This window comes from Streptomyces sp. NPDC001507 (assembly GCF_042894765.1).
GTDB lineage: Bacteria > Actinomycetota > Actinomycetes > Streptomycetales > Streptomycetaceae > Streptomyces.
Genome location: NZ_JBIAVV010000004.1, coordinates 153,067 through 168,068 on the forward strand (window position 1 = coordinate 153,067; position 15,002 = coordinate 168,068).

Sequence of the window (15,002 nt, forward strand, 5' to 3'; positions counted from 1 at the left end):
CAGGTGCGCCGAAGACGTCGTACCGTGATAAGTGCACACCCGCACCTAACCAGCTGTTTCGCCCTTCCGCGCCAGGCACTCGGGGCGCGGAAGATCCAGCTGTACGGCTGAGACACCTCTGAGGAGACAGTGCTGTGACCGGGATCAAGACGACCGGCGAGAAGAAGATGATGTTCTTCTCCGGCCGCGCCCACCCCGAGCTTGCCGAGGAGGTCGCCCACCAGCTGGGTGTCGGGGTCGTCCCGACGAAGGCCTTCGACTTCGCGAACGGCGAGATCTACGTGCGTTACCAGGAGTCGGCGCGTGGTGCCGACTGCTTCGTGATCCAGAGCCACACGGCTCCGATCAACCAGTGGATCATGGAGCAGTTGATCATGATCGACGCGTTGAAGCGGGCGTCGGCGCGGTCCGTCACGGTGATTGTGCCGTTCTACGGTTACGCGCGGCAGGACAAGAAGCACCGGGGTCGTGAACCGATCTCGGCGCGGCTGATCGCGGATCTGATGAAGACGGCGGGTGCGGACCGGATCCTGACGGTGGATCTGCACACGGACCAGATCCAGGGTTTCTTCGACGGTCCGGTGGACCACCTGTTCGCGCTTCCGCTGCTCGCGGACTACGTGGGCACGAAGGTGGACAAGGACAAGCTGACGATCGTGTCTCCGGACGCCGGCCGGGTGCGGGTGGCGGACCGCTGGTGCGACCGTCTCGGTGCGCCTCTCGCCATCGTGCACAAGCGGCGTGACAAGGACGTGGCGAACCAGGTGACCGTCCACGAGGTCGTGGGTGAGGTCAAGGGCCGGGTGTGCGTTCTGGTCGACGACATGATCGACACGGGTGGCACGATCTGTGCGGCGGCGGACGCGCTGTTCGCGCACGGTGCGGAGGACGTCATCGTGACGGCGACGCACGGTGTGCTGTCGGGTCCGGCGGCGGACCGGCTGAAGAACTCGCGGGTGAGCGAGTTCGTGCTGACGAACACGCTGCCGACGCCGGGTGAGCTGAGCCGGGATCTGGACAAGATCACGGTGCTGTCGATCGCGCCGACGATCGCGAGTGCGGTGCGTGAGGTGTTCGAGGACGGTTCGGTGACGAGCCTGTTCGACGAGCAGTGAGCTGTGAGCTGTAAAAACGCTTCTGCATGATCGTCCGCGTCCGGCGGACAATGATCGATTTCTCCGTGGCCTCTCGCGCCGAGTAGACTGCTCCAGTTGCTCGGCGAGGGAGGCCACGCCTCCGTTATCGACGCGCTCTTCGTAGCAGGCCGTTCGTGGCCGGGTGACCACGTCCGTTCCTACCTCTACGAGGAGTGATCACCATGTCCGAGGTGAAGATCACCGCCCAGACGCGCACCGAGTTCGGCAAGGGTGCCGCGCGCCGTATCCGCCGTGACAGCAAGGTCCCCGGTGTCCTGTACGGCCACGGTTCGGACCCGCTGCACCTGACCCTGCCGGGCCACGACCTGCTGCTCGCGCTGCGTACGCCGAACGTCCTGATCTCCCTGGACATCGACGGCAAGACCAACGAGCTGGCGATCCCGAAGTCCGTGCAGCGCGACCCGATCAAGGGCTTCCTGGAGCACGTCGACCTGCTGCTGGTCAAGCGCGGCGAGAAGGTCACGGTCGAGATCCCGGTGCACACCGAGGGCGAGCTGGCCCCCGGCGGCTACCTGCTGGAGCACGTGCTCAACGCGCTGCCGGTGGAGGCCGAGGCCACGCACATCCCCGAGGCCGTCACCGTCTCCGTCGAGGGCCTGGAGGCCGGCGCCTCCGTCCTCGCCAAGGACATCACCCTCCCGAAGGGCACCACGCTGGCCGTCGAGGAGGACGCGGTCGTCCTCCAGGTGCTGGCCGCGCAGGCGGAGGAGGCCCCGGAGGGCGCGGCCGCCGAGGGCGAAGAGGCCGCCGAGGCCTGATCCTCACCTTCGTTTCATCGTTCGTCAGCCGCTGCTTCCTCCCGGGAGCGGCGGCTGGCGCGTATCAAGGAGACATGGACGTGACCACCCCCACCGGGGCCTCCCCCGCCAACGCCCCCTGGCTGATCGTCGGGCTCGGTAATCCCGGGCCGGAGTACGCGATGAACCGGCACAACGTCGGGTTCATGGTCGCGGACCTGCTCGCCGACCGGATCGGCGGGAAGTTCAAGCGGGCCGGGAAGGCTCAGGCGCAGGTCGTGGAGGGGCGGCTCGGGGCGCCGGGGCCGGGCAGCCGGCGGGTGGTGCTGGCGAAGCCGATGTCGTTCATGAATCTCTCCGGTGGCCCGGTGAACGCGCTGCGCGACTTCTACAAGGTGCCGGTCGCCAACATCGTCGCGGTCCATGACGAGCTGGACATCGACTACGGCGTGCTCCGCCTCAAGCTGGGCGGTGGCGACAACGGGCACAACGGGCTGAAGTCGATGACGAAGGCGATGGGCCCGGACTATCACCGGGTGCGGTTCGGGATCGGGCGGCCTCCGGGTCGTATGCAGGTCGCGGACTTCGTGCTGAAGGACTTCTCCTCGGCCGAGCGCAAGGAACTGGACTACTTCGTGGACCGGGCCGCCGACGCGGTGGAGGCGCTGGTCGCCGAGGGTCTTGAGCGGGCGCAAAGCTCGTACAACTCCTGACTTGTCCCCCGCCTGTCCCTTACGGCAGTTGACCGGCCGTGGGGACATGGCCAATGATCCCGGCCATGCCTGCTGCCTCCGCCGCCTCCTCCCGTACGGCCCCGGTCGACGCGTTGCGTGTCCTGTTGATGGGGGCGGTCGCCGTGCTGATCCTGGTCGCCGGGGTGTGGGGGTCGTGGGGCACCGCGCAGGACGTGATGCTGACGAAGGGCAAGGAGCGGGGCACGGTGACGGTGTCGGTGTGCGGTGCCGACACCTGCACGGGGCCGTTCGCGCCCGCTTCGGCCGGCGCGTCGAGGCGGGCGAGTGTCGTGCTCGACAAGTCGGTCGGGGTGCGCAAGGGGCAGACGTACGACGTGATCGTGAAGCCCGGTACCGGGGATGTGGTCCGGTCGGGGCCGGCCGGCGTCCTGTACGCGTGGGTGCCGCTGGGCGGTGCGTTGCTGCTGGCGTCGGTGGTGGTGGCCGGGGGGCTGCGGCTGCGGCGGGTGGCGTGGGTGCTGGGGGTTTGTGGGTTCGCGCTGCTCACGGCGGCGTTCGCGGCGTTGCAGTGAGCCGTGCGGAGAACGGCCGGTGCCCCCGGGGTGTCCGACCCCGGGGGCACCGTCATGCCTGGCTGACGGGCGTCAGCCGGTGTTGCGCAGGCCCGCTGCCACGCCGTTGACGGTCAGGAGCAGGGCGCGGGCGAGGAGCGGGTCGGCCGGTTCGCCTGCGGCTGCCGCGTCGCGCTGGCGCTTGAGCAGGGTGACCTGGAGGTAGGAGATCGGGTCCAGGTAGGCGTCGCGGATGGTGAAGGTCTGCTTGAGGACCGGGGTGGCGTCGAGGAGCTCGGCCTCGCCGGTGATCTTCAGGACTTCGGCGACGGTCAGGGCGTGCTCTTCGCGGATCGTGTCGAAGACGTGCTTGAGCTCGTCGGGGACGAGGGTGTCGACGTAGTGCTGGGCGATCCGCAGGTCGGTCTTGGCGAGGGTCATCTCGACGTTGGAGATGAAGTTGCGGAAGAAGTGCCACTGTTCGTGCATCTCGTCGAGGACGCCCTCTCCTCCCAGTGTTGCCGTCAGGCCGGCCTCGCGCAGTGCCTTGAGGCCGGAGCCGACGCCGAACCAGCCGGGGACGATCTGCCGGGACTGGGTCCAGCCGAACACCCACGGGATGGCGCGCAGGCCGTCGAGCGAGACGCCGGAGCCGGGGCGGCGGGAGGGCCGGGAGCCCAGGTGCAGGTCGGCGAGCTGGTCCACCGGCGTCGACGCGAGGAAGTACGTCGGCAGGTCGGGGTCCTCCACCAGGCGGCGGTAGGCCGCGTGGGCGGCGTCGGAGACGATGTCCATGGCGGCGTCCCAGCGGGCCAGGGCCTCGACGGACTGGCGGGGGGCGGTGTGCAGGGCGGAGGCCTGGAGGGTGGCCGCGACGGTCAGTTCCAGGTTCTCCCGGGCCAGGGAGGGGATGAGGTACTTGTCGGAGATGACCTCGCCCTGTTCGGTCACCTTGATCTCGCCCTCCAGGGTGCCCCAGGGCTGGGCGAGGATGGCGTCGTGGGAGGGGCCGCCGCCGCGGCCGACGGTGCCGCCGCGGCCGTGGAAGAGCCGCAGGCGTACGCCGTAGCGGTGGGCGACGTCGCGCAGCCGGCGCTGGGCGCGGTGGATCTCCCACTGGCTGGTGGTGATGCCGCCGAACTTGGAGGAGTCGGAGTAGCCGAGCATGACCTCCTGGACGTCTCCGCGCAATGCCACCAGGCGGCGGTAGGACGGGTCGGAGAGCATGTCCTCCAGGATGGTGTCGGCGGCCTTGAGCTCGTCGGTGGTCTCCAGGAGCGGCACGATGCCGATCTTCGCCCAGCCGGCGTGCAGGTCCATCAGTCCGGCCTCGCGGGCGAGGACGGCGGCGGCGAAGACGTCGTCGGCGCCCTGGCACATGGAGATGATGTACGACTCGACGACCTCGGGGCCGAAGATCTCCAGGGCCTTCTTCACGGTCTCGAAGACGCCGAGGGTCTTGGCGCCGGCCGCGTCGACGGGGGCCGGGGTCGGGGCGAGCGGCCGGCGTGAGCGGAGTTCCTTGGCGAGGAGCTTTGCGCGGTACTCGCGGGGCATGTCGGCGTAGCGCCAGGACTCCTCGCCGAGGCGGTCGAAGAGCTGGCCGAGGGCGTGGTGGTGGGCGTCGGCGTGTTCGCGGACGTCCATGGTGGCGAGCTGGAGGCCGAAGGCGGCGAGGGTGCGGATGGTCCGGGCCAGGCGGCCGTCGGCGAACAGGCCGCCGCGGTGTTCGCGCAGGGAGGTCTGGATGAGGCGCAGGTCGGCGAGGAGTTCGGCGGTGCCGAGGTAGTCGCGGCCGGGTTCGTGCGGGGTGCCGGTGGCCAGGCGCTGCTTGGTGTTGGTGAGCTTCTGCCGGATGCAGGTGGCCTTGAGGCGGTAGGGCTCCTCGGCGTTGAGGCGCTTGTAGCGGGGGCTGATCCCGGGGAGCAGTTCCAGGTCGGCCCGGAGGGACTCCAGCAGTTCCTCGGTGGCGCCCGTGTAGCGGATGGAGTTGGAGAGGAGGCCGCGCAGTTCGTCGATCATCTCCAGGGCGTCGTTGATGCCGTGCTCGTGCTGGAGGATGAGGACGTCCCAGGTGACCTGGGGGGTGACGTTGGGGTTGCCGTCGCGGTCGCCGCCGATCCAGGTGCCGAAGGTGAGGGGGCGGGTGTCGTCGGGGAGCCTGACGCCGACGCGCTCCAGTTCGGCGGTGAGGTCCTCCAGGACGTCGCCGACCGCGTCGGCGTGCAGTTCGTCCAGGTAGTAGATGGCGTTGCGGGCCTCGTCGGCGGGCTCGGGGCGGACGACGCGGAGCTCGTCGGTCTGCCAGACGAGGTCGATGTTCTCGGCGAGGCGGATGTCGGTGCGGCGGCGGTCGGACTCGATGACCGGGGTGTCCAGGAGTGCGGCGATGCGCCGGAGCTTGTTGAGGACCGAACGGCGTGCGGCCTCGGTGGGGTGGGCCGTGAACACCGGGCGGACGTTGAGGTTCTGCACGGTCTCGCGCAGGTGCTCGGGGTCGGCGTCCTTGAGCCGGTCGGCGGTGCGGGCGAGGAGGCCGCCCTCGGCGGCGCGGCGGGCGCGCAGCTCGCGGCCGCGGTGCACCTGCTCGGTGACGTTGGCGAGGTGGAAGTAGGTGGAGAAGGCGCGTACCAGCTTGGCGGCGGTCTCCAGTTCGGTGCCGCGCAGCAGTTCGGCGGCTGCCTCGCCGTCCTCGCGGGTGAGGCGGCGGACCTTCTCGACGAGCTCCAGCAGCTCGGGGCCCTCCTGGCGGACGAGGGTCTCGCCGAGGAGGTCGCCCAGCCGGCGGATGTCGGCGCGCAGCTCACTGCCGGTCGTGGTGGTCTGGTCGTCGGCACTGCTCACAGGTGCGGCTCCTTGCAGTGTTGAAGCTCGTCTGGAGGGAACCCTTCCGTCGGCCGGGCGGCAGGTTGCGCCTGTCCGCATAGCGGCCGGACATCAGGGAAGGAAACAGAGCGGACCGCGCTGTCCGACCGATTCCAAGGATAGGTGTCCATGAGGACGCGCAGGTGCTGGGGCTCTTGCCGTGAGACGCCCCGCTGCCATACTTACGTCGCCGTAGGTTACGGAACCGTAGGGAAGCTTCTTTGCCGTCCCGTTCGGTCGCCGCGGATCGGCGCATCTCTCAACCCTCGACCCCACAGGGGACGCGCATGACCTCGTCTAGTTCCGATGTGATCGAAGACCCCCGGAAGGCGGCCGACGCCGCGATCCCGTCCGCCACCCTGGGGGGTGAGCGGAAGGGTTCGCTGGAGCAGGTCACTCTGCTCCTGTTCATCGTCGTGCCGTTCCTCGCGCTGCTGGCGGCGGTGCCACTGGCGTGGGGGTGGGGGGGCGTGAGCTGGCTCGACCTGGGCCTGATGGTGTTCTTCTACTATCTCGGCTGCCATGGTGTGACCATCGGTTACCACCGTTACTTCACCCATGGTTCCTTCAAGGCGAAACGGCCGCTCAGGATCGCGCTGGCGATCGCGGGGTCGATGGCGGTGGAGGGCCCGCTGGTGCGCTGGGTGGCCGATCACCGCAAGCACCACAAGTTCTCCGACGCCGAGGGCGACCCGCACTCGCCGTGGCGCTACGGCGAGACCGTGCCGGCGCTGATCAAGGGCCTGTGGTGGGCGCATATCGCCTGGATGTTCGACGAGGAGCGGACTCCGCAGGACAAGTACGCGCCGGATCTGGTCAAGGACCCGGCCATCCGGACGATCTCCCGGCAGTTCATCTACTGGACCGTGCTCTCCCTGGCGCTGCCGCCGCTGATCGGCGGGCTGGTGACGATGTCCTGGTGGGGTGCGTTCACCGCGTTCTTCTGGGGTTCACTCGTCCGGGTGGCCCTCCTCCATCACGTGACGTGGTCGATCAACTCGATCTGTCACGCGGTGGGCAAGCGGCCGTTCAAGTCGCGGGACCGGTCGGGCAACGTGTGGTGGCTGGCGGTCCTGTCCTGCGGCGAGTCCTGGCACAACCTGCACCATGCCGACCCGACGTCCGCGCGGCACGGGGTGGAGCGCGGCCAGATCGACTCGTCGGCGCGGATCATCCGCTGGTGCGAGCAGCTGGGCTGGGCGTACGACGTGCGCTGGCCGTCACGCTCGCGTATCGATTCGCGCCGTAACACCGGGAAAGGCGGCTCCCCGCAAGGGGCGGAGGCCGCGAAGGCGGCATGATTGACGCCGTGGCGACCGACTCCAGCACCCCCAGTACCGACAAGCAGCGGCGGGCGCGTCGTACCCGTATGACCGGCGCGGAGCGCCGCCAGCAGTTGCTGGAGATCGGTCGCACCCTCTTCGCGGCGAAGGGGTTCGAGGGCACGTCGGTGGAGGAGATCGCGGCGAAGGCCGGGGTGTCCAAGCCGGTGGTGTACGAGCACTTCGGCGGCAAGGAGGGCCTGTACGCGGTGGTGGTCGACCGGGAGATGCGGCGCCTGCTGGACATGGTGACCGGATCGCTCACGGCCGGTCACCCGCGGGAGCTGTGCGAGCAGGCGGCGTTCGCGCTGCTCGACTACATCGAGGAGTACACGGACGGCTTCCGGATCCTGGTCCGGGACTCCCCCATCCCGCAGTCGACGGGTTCCTTCGCCTCGCTCATCTCGGACATCGCGACGCAGGTGGAGGACATCCTGGGCCGCGAGTTCAAGAGCCGCGGCTTCGACCCCAAGCTGGCGCCGCTGTACGCGCAGGCGCTGGTGGGGATGGTCGCGCTGACCGGCCAGTGGTGGCTGGACGTGCGCCGCCCGAAGAAGGCGGAGGTGGCCGCCCACCTGGTGAACCTCGCCTGGCACGGTCTGGACGGCCTGGAGCAGAAGCCGCGGCTGATAGGGCACCGCAAGGCGTGAGCCCTGCGGTGCCGCGCGCCGTCGCGCATCAGTGCTTGAAGATGTCCTTCATCTTCTCCTTGGCCTGGCGGGCGTCGCCCTTGGACTGCTCCAGGCGCCCTTCGGCCTCCAGGGGCACGTCGCGGGTCGCGCGCCCGCCGACCTCCTTGGCCTTGCCCTTGATCTGTTCCTTCTTGCCCTTGGCCTTCTGGTGTCCTGACACCGTCGGTCCCTCCTGAGGCGGATAGGTACGTGGGGTCATTGCTTCGGGTAACCAGGAGCGGGCCGGGGCAAACGGGGGCTCAGAGAACCGGTTCCAGGAACTCCAGGCGGTTGCCGACGGGGTCCTGGGAGTAGAAGCGGCGGTGTCCGGGGAGGTCGTGGTCCCAGGCGACGGGGGCGCCGCCGGCTTCGAGCCGTTCGGCGCAGGCCTCGATGTCCGTGACCCGCAGTCCCGGGTGGGCCTGGAGGGCCGGCCGGAAGGCGGCCTCGACCCCCAGGTGCAGGTGGACGGTCCCGGCCCGGAACCAGCAGCCGCCGCGCGCCGCGAGCACGGGCGGCTTGGGGATCTCCGTCATTCCGAGGAGGTCGCGGTAATAGGCCCGCAGCAGGTCCTCCGAGCCCGGCGGTACGGCGAGCTGGACGTGGTCGAGGGCGGTGAGCATCAGGCGTCCTCCTTGCGGGCGACGGCGAACAGGCGGCGGAAGGGCAGGAGCGTGCCGTAGGGGGCGCTCGGGTAGGCCTCCCGCAGCAGGTCGCGGTAGTCGGCGACGAAGGCGTCCCGGGCCTCGGGGTCGTCGCCGAGGGCGGTGAGGACGGGGCGCAGCCCGGTGCCCTTGACCCAGTCCAGGACGGGGTCCTCGCCGGTCAGGACGTGCAGGTAGGTGGTCTCCCAGACGTCGGTGGCGCAGCCGAGGCGGGCGAGCCGGTCGAGGTAGGCGGCGGGCGGGTGGACGGAGTCCTCGTGGCGCAGCACGTCGGCGAGCCGGGCCTTCCAGCGGGGCGTGGCGGCGAGCTCGCGCATCAGGGCGTGCAGGGGCGCGTCGATGTTGTTGGGCACCTGGAAGGCGAAGGTGGCGCCGGGGGCGAGCGCGTCGAGCCAGTCGGCGAAGCGGTCCAGGTGGCCGGGGACCCACTGGAGCGCCGCGTTGGACACGATCAGGTCGTACGGCCTGTCGGGCGTCCAGGTGCGCAGGTCGGCGTGGGCGAAGTCGAGGCGGCCGCCGCCGGGGGTGGGGCCTGCGTGGTCGACCTCGGCCTTGTCGAGCATCGCGGGCGAGTTGTCGTAGCCGGTGATGCGCGCGGTGGGCCAGCGGTCGGCGAGGACGGCGGTGACGTTGCCGGGGCCGCAGCCGAGGTCGGCGATGGCCGGGGGGTCGCCGGGGAGGGCGGGGACGTGGGCCAGGAGGTCGGCGAAGGCGCGGGCGCGGTGGCCGGAGTGACGGAGGTACTGGGCGGGGTCCCAGGCAGGAGTCGTCATGTCCTCCACCTTCCCGGGCAGATATCTCGATGTCAAGAGACTCGACATCAAGAGACTTCACGTCGACACAACCACTACACTGATCGCCATGGAGGACGAGGTCGATCGGCTGGTCGCTGCGTGGCGCCGGGAGCGCCCGGACCTCGACGTGGAACCGCTCGAGGTGCTCAGCCGGGTGAGCCGGCTGGCGCGGCACCTGGACCGGGCACGTCGGCTGGCCTTCGCCGAGCACAGCCTGGAGCCCTGGGAGTTCGACGTGCTCACCGCGCTCAGGCGCGCCGGCACGCCGTACCAGCTCTCCCCCGGCCAGCTGCTGACCCAGACCCTGGTCACCTCGGGGACGATGACCAACCGCATCGACCGGCTGGCCAAGAAGGGCCTGGTCGAGCGGCTGCCGGATCCGAGCGACCGGCGGGGCGTGCTGGTCCGGCTGACCACCGAGGGCCAGGACCGCGCGGACCAGGCCCTGGCGGGCCTGCTCGACCAGGAGCGGGCGATCCTCGGCGAGCTCTCCCCCGCGCAGCGCTCTGAACTCGCCGGACTGCTGAGGCAGTTGACGGCACCGTTCGACAACATCCCCGGCTGAGCGCTCCACTGGAGGGTGCCGCACTTCGGTCTCTGGCGGCTGCGGCGCCGTCGTGGCTGGTCGCGCAGTTCCCCGCGCCCCTGACGGGGCGCTGCCGGACCGCGGCTGACCGCGGCTGGAAGTACCGCACTTCGGTCTCTGCCGACTCCGGCGCCGTCGTGGCTGGTCGCGCCGTTCCGCGCCCCTGACGGGGCGCTCCTCGATGGGCGTTTGTCAGGCGCTGCTGCTCTCCTCCGGGATGATCCGGGCGGCGGGTCCCAGGTCCACCGGTCCTACCCCGGCCCGGCGCGCCAGCGCCACCGCGGCCAGGGTGGAGTGGACGCCCAGTTTGCCGAGGACGTTCTGCATGTGGGTGCGGACGGTGTGCGGGGACAGGAAGAGGCGCTCGGCGACCGCCTTGCGCCCCAGGCCCGCCACCATGCACCGGAGCACTTCGCGCTCCCTCGGCGTGAGGGACTCCACCAGCCGCTCGCTCTCGGTGCGGTGCTTGCGGGCCGCGGTCAGCTCCCGCAGGACGCCCGTGAGCAGGGCGGGCGGCAGATGCGTCTCGTCGCGCAGCACGCCTCGGATGACGTTGAGCAGCCGGGAGAGCGAGCAGTCCTTGGCGACCCAGCCGCAGGCGCCGGCCTGCAGGGCCAGGGCCGCGCGCCGCGGGTCGTCCTTCTCGGCGAGGACGACGACCCGGACGGCCGGATGGGCCGAACGGACCCCGGCGACCAGCGATATGCCGTCGACCAGCCCCTCCGCGTTGGCCTCCTGCACCGGCACGGCCGCCCGGCCGCCCGGCAGTTGACCGCCCAGGTCGGCGTCGACGAGCAGCACGTCGTAGCGGCGGCCCTCGGCGGCCGCGCGCTCCAGGCAGCGCAGCGCGGCCGGACCGCTGCCGGCCGCGGACACGTCGACGTCCGGCTCGGCGGCCAGTGCCGCGGCCAGTGACTCGGCGAAGATGCGGTGGTCGTCGACGACCAGGACTCGGATGCGAACCACGAAACCCCCTTCCCCAGTGCTCTTCACGAGCCGGGGATACCCCAAGGTCCGGAGAACGACGAACCGTGCGGACACGACACCCGTGGGAGGGCGGAACCGCACGGCCGCCGCCGTGCCTGAACTGCTACCCCCACCGCGGGCGTCGTATCCGACTTGTCTCGCCCCCTGATCAGCACCGGCCCCCACCGGCACTGCTCATCAGAGTACGACCGGTCGCCGTGAGCGGAAGGCAATTTGCAGAACTGCCCGGCCGACGCGTTTATGGTGTGCCGCATGTTTCGTATTGAGGCGGAAGTCGACAAGGAACGACGCGATCTGCTCCGCGCGCGGCTGCTGGCCACCAACACGGCGGCCTCTCCGGTCCTGGCCGCGCTGCGCGGCACCCCGGCCGAACGCGACGTGCCACTGCACCTGTGGGCGATGGACGAGAGTTCGGGCGGGATGGCCGGCGGCCTGGTCGGGCACAGCTGGGCGTCCTGGCTGCACGTCACGTACCTGTGGGTGGACGCCCGGCACCGCGGCACCGGCCTCGGCGGCAGCCTGCTCGCGGAGGCCGAGCGCATCGCCCGCACCGACCGCGCCTGCACCGCGGCCCGCCTGGAGACCTGGGACTTCCAGGCCCCGGAGTTCTACAAGAAGCAGGGATACGACGTGGTGTGCGTGATCCCCGACTACCCGCCGGGGATCACGGAGTACACGCTGGTGAAGCGGCTGGACTGAGCCTCAGTCCGCCCGGCGGGCGCCCGCCGACGGCACCGCCTCGAAGACCCGCGGGGCCTTGAACCCGGCCGCCGCGAAGGCCTCCTCGACCGCCTTCGCGATCGTGTCGACGTCGGCCGCCTCCGCGAGGACGATCGCCGAGCCGCCGAAGCCGCCGCCGGTCATCCGGGCGCCCAGCGCACCGGCCGCGTTCGCCGCCTCCACGACCAGGTCCAGCTCGGGGCAGGAGACCTGGAAGTCGTCGCGGAGGGAGGCGTGGCCCTCGGTGAGGACCGGGCCGATGGCGCGGGTGTCGCCCGCTTCGAGGAGGGCGACGACGCGCTCGACGCGGTGGTCCTCGGTGACGACGTGCCGGACCAGGCGCCGTACCTCCGCCTCGTCGCCGAGGCGGTCGAGTGCGGAGTCCAGCTCGTCGTAGGGGATGTCCCGCAGGGCGTCCACCCCGAGCAGGGCCGCGCCCTTCTCGCAGCCCGCGCGGCGCTTGCCGTACTCGCCGCCGCTGTGGGCGTGCTTGACCTGGGTGTCGACGACGAGCAGGCGCATGCCCTCGGCCGCGAGGTCGAAGGGGATCTGCTTCTGCGAGAGGTCGCGGGTGTCCAGGAACAGGGCGTGGCCCTGCTCGCAGCAGGCGGACGCCGTCTGGTCCATGATGCCGGTCGGCGCCCCGACGTAGACGTTCTCGGCGCGCTGACACAGACGGGCCAGCTGCCAGCGCTGCAGGCCCAGTTCGAAGAGGTCGTCGAGGGCGAGGGCGATCACCACCTCCAGGGCCGCGGAGGAGGACAGGCCGGCGCCGGTCGGCACGGTGGAGGCGAGGTGGACGTCGGCGCCGGTGACCGGGTGGCCGGCCTCCCGCAGCGCCCAGACCACGCCCGCCGGGTACGCCGTCCACTCGTCGTCGGTGCCGGGCTCCAGGGCGTCGAGGGAGAACTCGACGACCCCGCCCTCGACGTCCGAGGAGTGCAGCCGCAGCACGCCGTCGGTGCGGCGGGCGACGGCGGCCGTCGCCACGTGCGGCAGTGCGAACGGCATCACGAAGCCGTCGTTGTAGTCGGTGTGCTCGCCGATCAGGTTGACCCGGCCCGGCGCCGCCCAGACGCCGTCGGGAGCCGTGCCGTACAGCTCCTCGAAGGCGCCTGCGACCTGCTGTGCTGCCCCCACTTACCGCTCCCTTGCTGTGCCGGTGCGCTGCGCGAACTCCCAGGCGTCCGCGACGATCCCCGCGAGGTCCGCGCGGGTCGGGTTCCAGCCCAGCTTCTCGCGGGCGGTGGCCGCCGAGGCGACCAGGACGGCCGGGTCGCCGCCCCGGCGCGGGGCCACGACCTCGGGGATCGGGTGGCCGGTGACCTGGCGGACGGTCTCGATGACCTGGCGGACCGAGAAGCCCTCGCCGTTGCCGAGGTTGCAGATCAGGTGCTCGCCGGGCTCGGCGGCCGTCAGGGCGAGCAGGTGGGCGTCGGCCAGGTCGGCGACGTGGATGTAGTCGCGGATGCAGGTGCCGTCGGGCGTCGGGTAGTCGTCGCCGAAGACGGAGATGGCCTCGCGCCTGCCCTGGGCGACCTGGAGGACCAGCGGGATCAGGTGCGACTCGGGGTCGTGGCGCTCGCCCTGCGCGCCGTACGCGCCGGCCACGTTGAAGTAGCGCAGGGAGACCGCGCCCAGGCCGTGCGCGGCGGCCTCGCCGGTGATCATGTGGTCGACGGCGAGCTTGGTGGCACCGTACGGGTTGGTGGGTCGCGTCGGCGCGGTCTCGACGATGGGGACCTGCTCCGGCTCGCCGTAGGTGGCCGCCGTGGAGGAGAAGACGAGCTTGCGGACGCCGGCCTCGCGCATCGCGGCGAGCAGCGCCATGGTGCCGCCGACGTTGTTGTCCCAGTACTTCTCGGGCTTCACGACGGACTCGCCGACCTGGGAGAACGCGGCGAAGTGCAGCACCGCGTCGTAGGAGGGGTCCAGCCACTTGGCGGCGTCGCGGATGTCGCCCTCGACGAAGGCGGCGCCCGCCGGGACGCCCTCGCGGAAGCCCGTGGACAGGTTGTCGAGCACGGTGACCTCGTGGCCCGCCTCCAGCAGGTGCTGGGCGACCACGCTGCCGACGTATCCTGCCCCGCCCGTCACCAGGTACTTCATCAACTCGCTACCTCTCGCAGTCGCTCGGCCGCGCGCTCCGGCGGCACGTCGTTGATGAACACGCTCATGCCTGATTCGGAACCCGCGAGAAACTTCAGCTTGCCGGACGTTCGGCGAATGGTGAAAAGCTCCAGGTGCAGCGCGAAATCGTCGCGCGTGACACCCTCGAACTCCTCCAGCGTCCCGAACGGCGCCTGGTGCCAGGCGGCGATGTAGGGCGTGGGAGGCTCACCCTCGCCGAAGATACGGTCGAAGCGCCTCAAGAGTTCCAGATAAACCTGGGGGAACTCTGAGCGGGCCGCCTCGTCGAGCCCGAGGAGGTCGGGGACCCGGCGCCTGGGGTACAGGTGGACCTCGTAGGGCCAGTGCGCCGCGTACGGCACGAAGGCGACCCAGTGTTCACCCTCAAGGACGACCCGTTCGTCGGCGAGTTCACGTTGCAGGACGGCGTCGAAGAGGTTCTCCCCGCCCGTCGCCTCCTTGTGTGCCGCGAGCGAACGCAACATCAGTGCGGTGCGCGGGGTGGTGAAGGGGTAGGCGTAGATCTGGCCGTGCGGGTGACCGAGCGTCACGCCGATCTCCTCGCCGCGGTTCTCGAAGCAGAACACCTGCTCGACGGAGGGGAGATGCGACAGTTCCGAGGTCCGGTCGGTCCACGCGTCGAGGACGAGCCGCGCCTGCTCCTCGGTGAGGGAGGCGAAGGACGCGTCGTGGTCCGAGGTGAAGCAGACCACCTCGCAGCGCCCGGAGTCGCCGGCCAGCGAGGGGAAGCGGTTCTCGAAGACCACGACGTCGTACGACGAGTCGGGGATCTCGCTCAGCCGGTCGCCCTGGGTCGGGCAGAGCGGGCACTGGTCGGCCGGCGGGTGGTAGGTGCGGCCCTGCCGGTGCGAGGCGATCGCGACCTGGTCGCCGAGCAGCGCGTCCCGGCGGATCTCCGAGGTGGTGTGCGTCCGCTCCAGCGGACGGCGGTCCACCGCGTCCCGCACGGTGTCGTCGCGCAGGTCGTAGTAGATGAGTTCGCGACCGTCGGCCAGCCGGGTCGAGGTCTTCTTCACTGCGGACTCCCATTGATCGAGCCAGCCAACCATCCAACAGAACCGAACACACCAAAACACAACTCACCACGTCAGTCAACATCGC

16 protein-coding genes are annotated in these 15,002 nt (G+C 70.6%); 8 read left to right on the forward strand and 8 right to left on the reverse strand.

The window, feature by feature from the left end; genetic code table 11:
* Positions 1 to 134 precede the first annotated feature (134 nt).
* From ACFY0K_RS14500 to ACFY0K_RS14515, 4 genes are all read left to right on the forward strand, one after another.
* Complete coding sequence (locus ACFY0K_RS14500; protein ID WP_294004061.1) at positions 135 to 1,115, forward strand: ribose-phosphate diphosphokinase; 981 nt, start codon at positions 135 to 137, stop codon at positions 1,113 to 1,115.
* 203 nt (positions 1,116 to 1,318) lie between these two features.
* Positions 1,319 to 1,915 (forward strand): 50S ribosomal protein L25/general stress protein Ctc, encoded by a 597-nt coding sequence (locus ACFY0K_RS14505; protein ID WP_390640105.1) that lies wholly within the window; start codon positions 1,319 to 1,321, stop codon positions 1,913 to 1,915.
* Positions 1,916 to 1,989: 74 nt separating this feature from the next.
* Entirely contained in the window at positions 1,990 to 2,607 is a 618-nt protein-coding gene (gene pth, locus ACFY0K_RS14510; RefSeq protein ID WP_352366917.1) for an aminoacyl-tRNA hydrolase, read from the forward strand.
* 53 nt (positions 2,608 to 2,660) lie between these two features.
* Entirely contained in the window at positions 2,661 to 3,161 is a 501-nt protein-coding gene (locus tag ACFY0K_RS14515; RefSeq protein ID WP_351957300.1) for a hypothetical protein, read from the forward strand.
* A gap of 72 nt (positions 3,162 to 3,233) precedes the next feature.
* Here the strand turns inward: ACFY0K_RS14515 and ppc are convergent, their stop codons facing one another.
* Positions 3,234 to 5,984, reverse strand: a complete 2,751-nt coding sequence (gene ppc, locus ACFY0K_RS14520) for a phosphoenolpyruvate carboxylase (RefSeq protein ID WP_390640106.1) — start codon at positions 5,982 to 5,984, stop codon at positions 3,234 to 3,236.
* 308 nt (positions 5,985 to 6,292) lie between these two features.
* Between ppc and ACFY0K_RS14525 the strand changes: the two genes are divergently transcribed.
* Together ACFY0K_RS14525 and ACFY0K_RS14530 are read left to right on the forward strand one after the other, a co-directional pair.
* On the forward strand, positions 6,293 to 7,306 hold the full coding sequence (locus ACFY0K_RS14525) for an acyl-CoA desaturase (RefSeq protein WP_390640107.1): 1,014 nt from the start codon (positions 6,293 to 6,295) through the stop codon (positions 7,304 to 7,306).
* A complete protein-coding gene (locus ACFY0K_RS14530) occupies positions 7,303 to 7,977 on the forward strand; it encodes a TetR/AcrR family transcriptional regulator (protein WP_351957297.1) in 675 nt (224 codons plus the stop codon). The genes ACFY0K_RS14525 and ACFY0K_RS14530 overlap by 4 nt, the downstream gene beginning before the upstream one ends.
* A gap of 28 nt (positions 7,978 to 8,005) precedes the next feature.
* Here ACFY0K_RS14530 and ACFY0K_RS14535 read toward each other — a convergent pair whose 3' ends face one another.
* The 3 genes from ACFY0K_RS14535 to ACFY0K_RS14545 all read right to left on the reverse strand — a co-directional run bounded on the left by ACFY0K_RS14535 (position 8,006) and on the right by ACFY0K_RS14545 (position 9,436).
* Positions 8,006 to 8,179, reverse strand: coding sequence for a CsbD family protein (locus ACFY0K_RS14535; RefSeq protein ID WP_093501951.1), 174 nt, complete (start codon positions 8,177 to 8,179; stop codon positions 8,006 to 8,008).
* A gap of 79 nt (positions 8,180 to 8,258) precedes the next feature.
* Positions 8,259 to 8,621 (reverse strand): VOC family protein, encoded by a 363-nt coding sequence (locus ACFY0K_RS14540; RefSeq protein WP_390640108.1) that lies wholly within the window; start codon positions 8,619 to 8,621, stop codon positions 8,259 to 8,261.
* Positions 8,621 to 9,436, reverse strand: coding sequence for a trans-aconitate 2-methyltransferase (locus ACFY0K_RS14545; RefSeq protein WP_390640109.1), 816 nt, complete (start codon positions 9,434 to 9,436; stop codon positions 8,621 to 8,623). Before ACFY0K_RS14545 ends, ACFY0K_RS14540 begins: the two co-directional genes overlap by 1 nt.
* 88 nt (positions 9,437 to 9,524) lie before the next feature.
* On the opposite strand from ACFY0K_RS14545, the gene tamR reads away from it, so the two are divergent.
* Positions 9,525 to 10,022 carry a MarR family transcriptional regulator TamR gene (gene tamR, locus ACFY0K_RS14550; protein WP_093501945.1) on the forward strand — a complete coding sequence of 166 codons (498 nt, stop codon included), beginning with the start codon at positions 9,525 to 9,527 and terminating at the stop codon, positions 10,020 to 10,022.
* Positions 10,023 to 10,235: 213 nt separating this feature from the next.
* Here tamR and ACFY0K_RS14555 read toward each other — a convergent pair whose 3' ends face one another.
* A complete protein-coding gene (locus ACFY0K_RS14555) occupies positions 10,236 to 11,009 on the reverse strand; it encodes a LuxR C-terminal-related transcriptional regulator (protein WP_390640110.1) in 774 nt (257 codons plus the stop codon).
* Positions 11,010 to 11,282: 273 nt separating this feature from the next.
* On the opposite strand from ACFY0K_RS14555, the gene ACFY0K_RS14560 reads away from it, so the two are divergent.
* Positions 11,283 to 11,729: a GNAT family N-acetyltransferase gene (locus ACFY0K_RS14560; protein ID WP_390640111.1), complete on the forward strand. Its 447-nt coding sequence runs from the start codon at positions 11,283 to 11,285 to the stop codon at positions 11,727 to 11,729.
* A gap of 3 nt (positions 11,730 to 11,732) precedes the next feature.
* Here the strand turns inward: ACFY0K_RS14560 and galK are convergent, their stop codons facing one another.
* From galK to galT, 3 genes are read right to left on the reverse strand one after another with little or no spacing between them, the layout of a single operon-like run.
* Positions 11,733 to 12,890, reverse strand: coding sequence for a galactokinase (gene galK, locus ACFY0K_RS14565; protein ID WP_390640112.1), 1,158 nt, complete (start codon positions 12,888 to 12,890; stop codon positions 11,733 to 11,735).
* Positions 12,891 to 13,859, reverse strand: coding sequence for a UDP-glucose 4-epimerase GalE (gene galE, locus ACFY0K_RS14570; protein ID WP_390640113.1), 969 nt, complete (start codon positions 13,857 to 13,859; stop codon positions 12,891 to 12,893).
* Positions 13,859 to 14,917, reverse strand: coding sequence for a galactose-1-phosphate uridylyltransferase (gene galT / locus ACFY0K_RS14575; protein WP_382733395.1), 1,059 nt, complete (start codon positions 14,915 to 14,917; stop codon positions 13,859 to 13,861). Before galT ends, galE begins: the two co-directional genes overlap by 1 nt.
* Positions 14,918 to 15,002 lie beyond the last annotated feature (85 nt).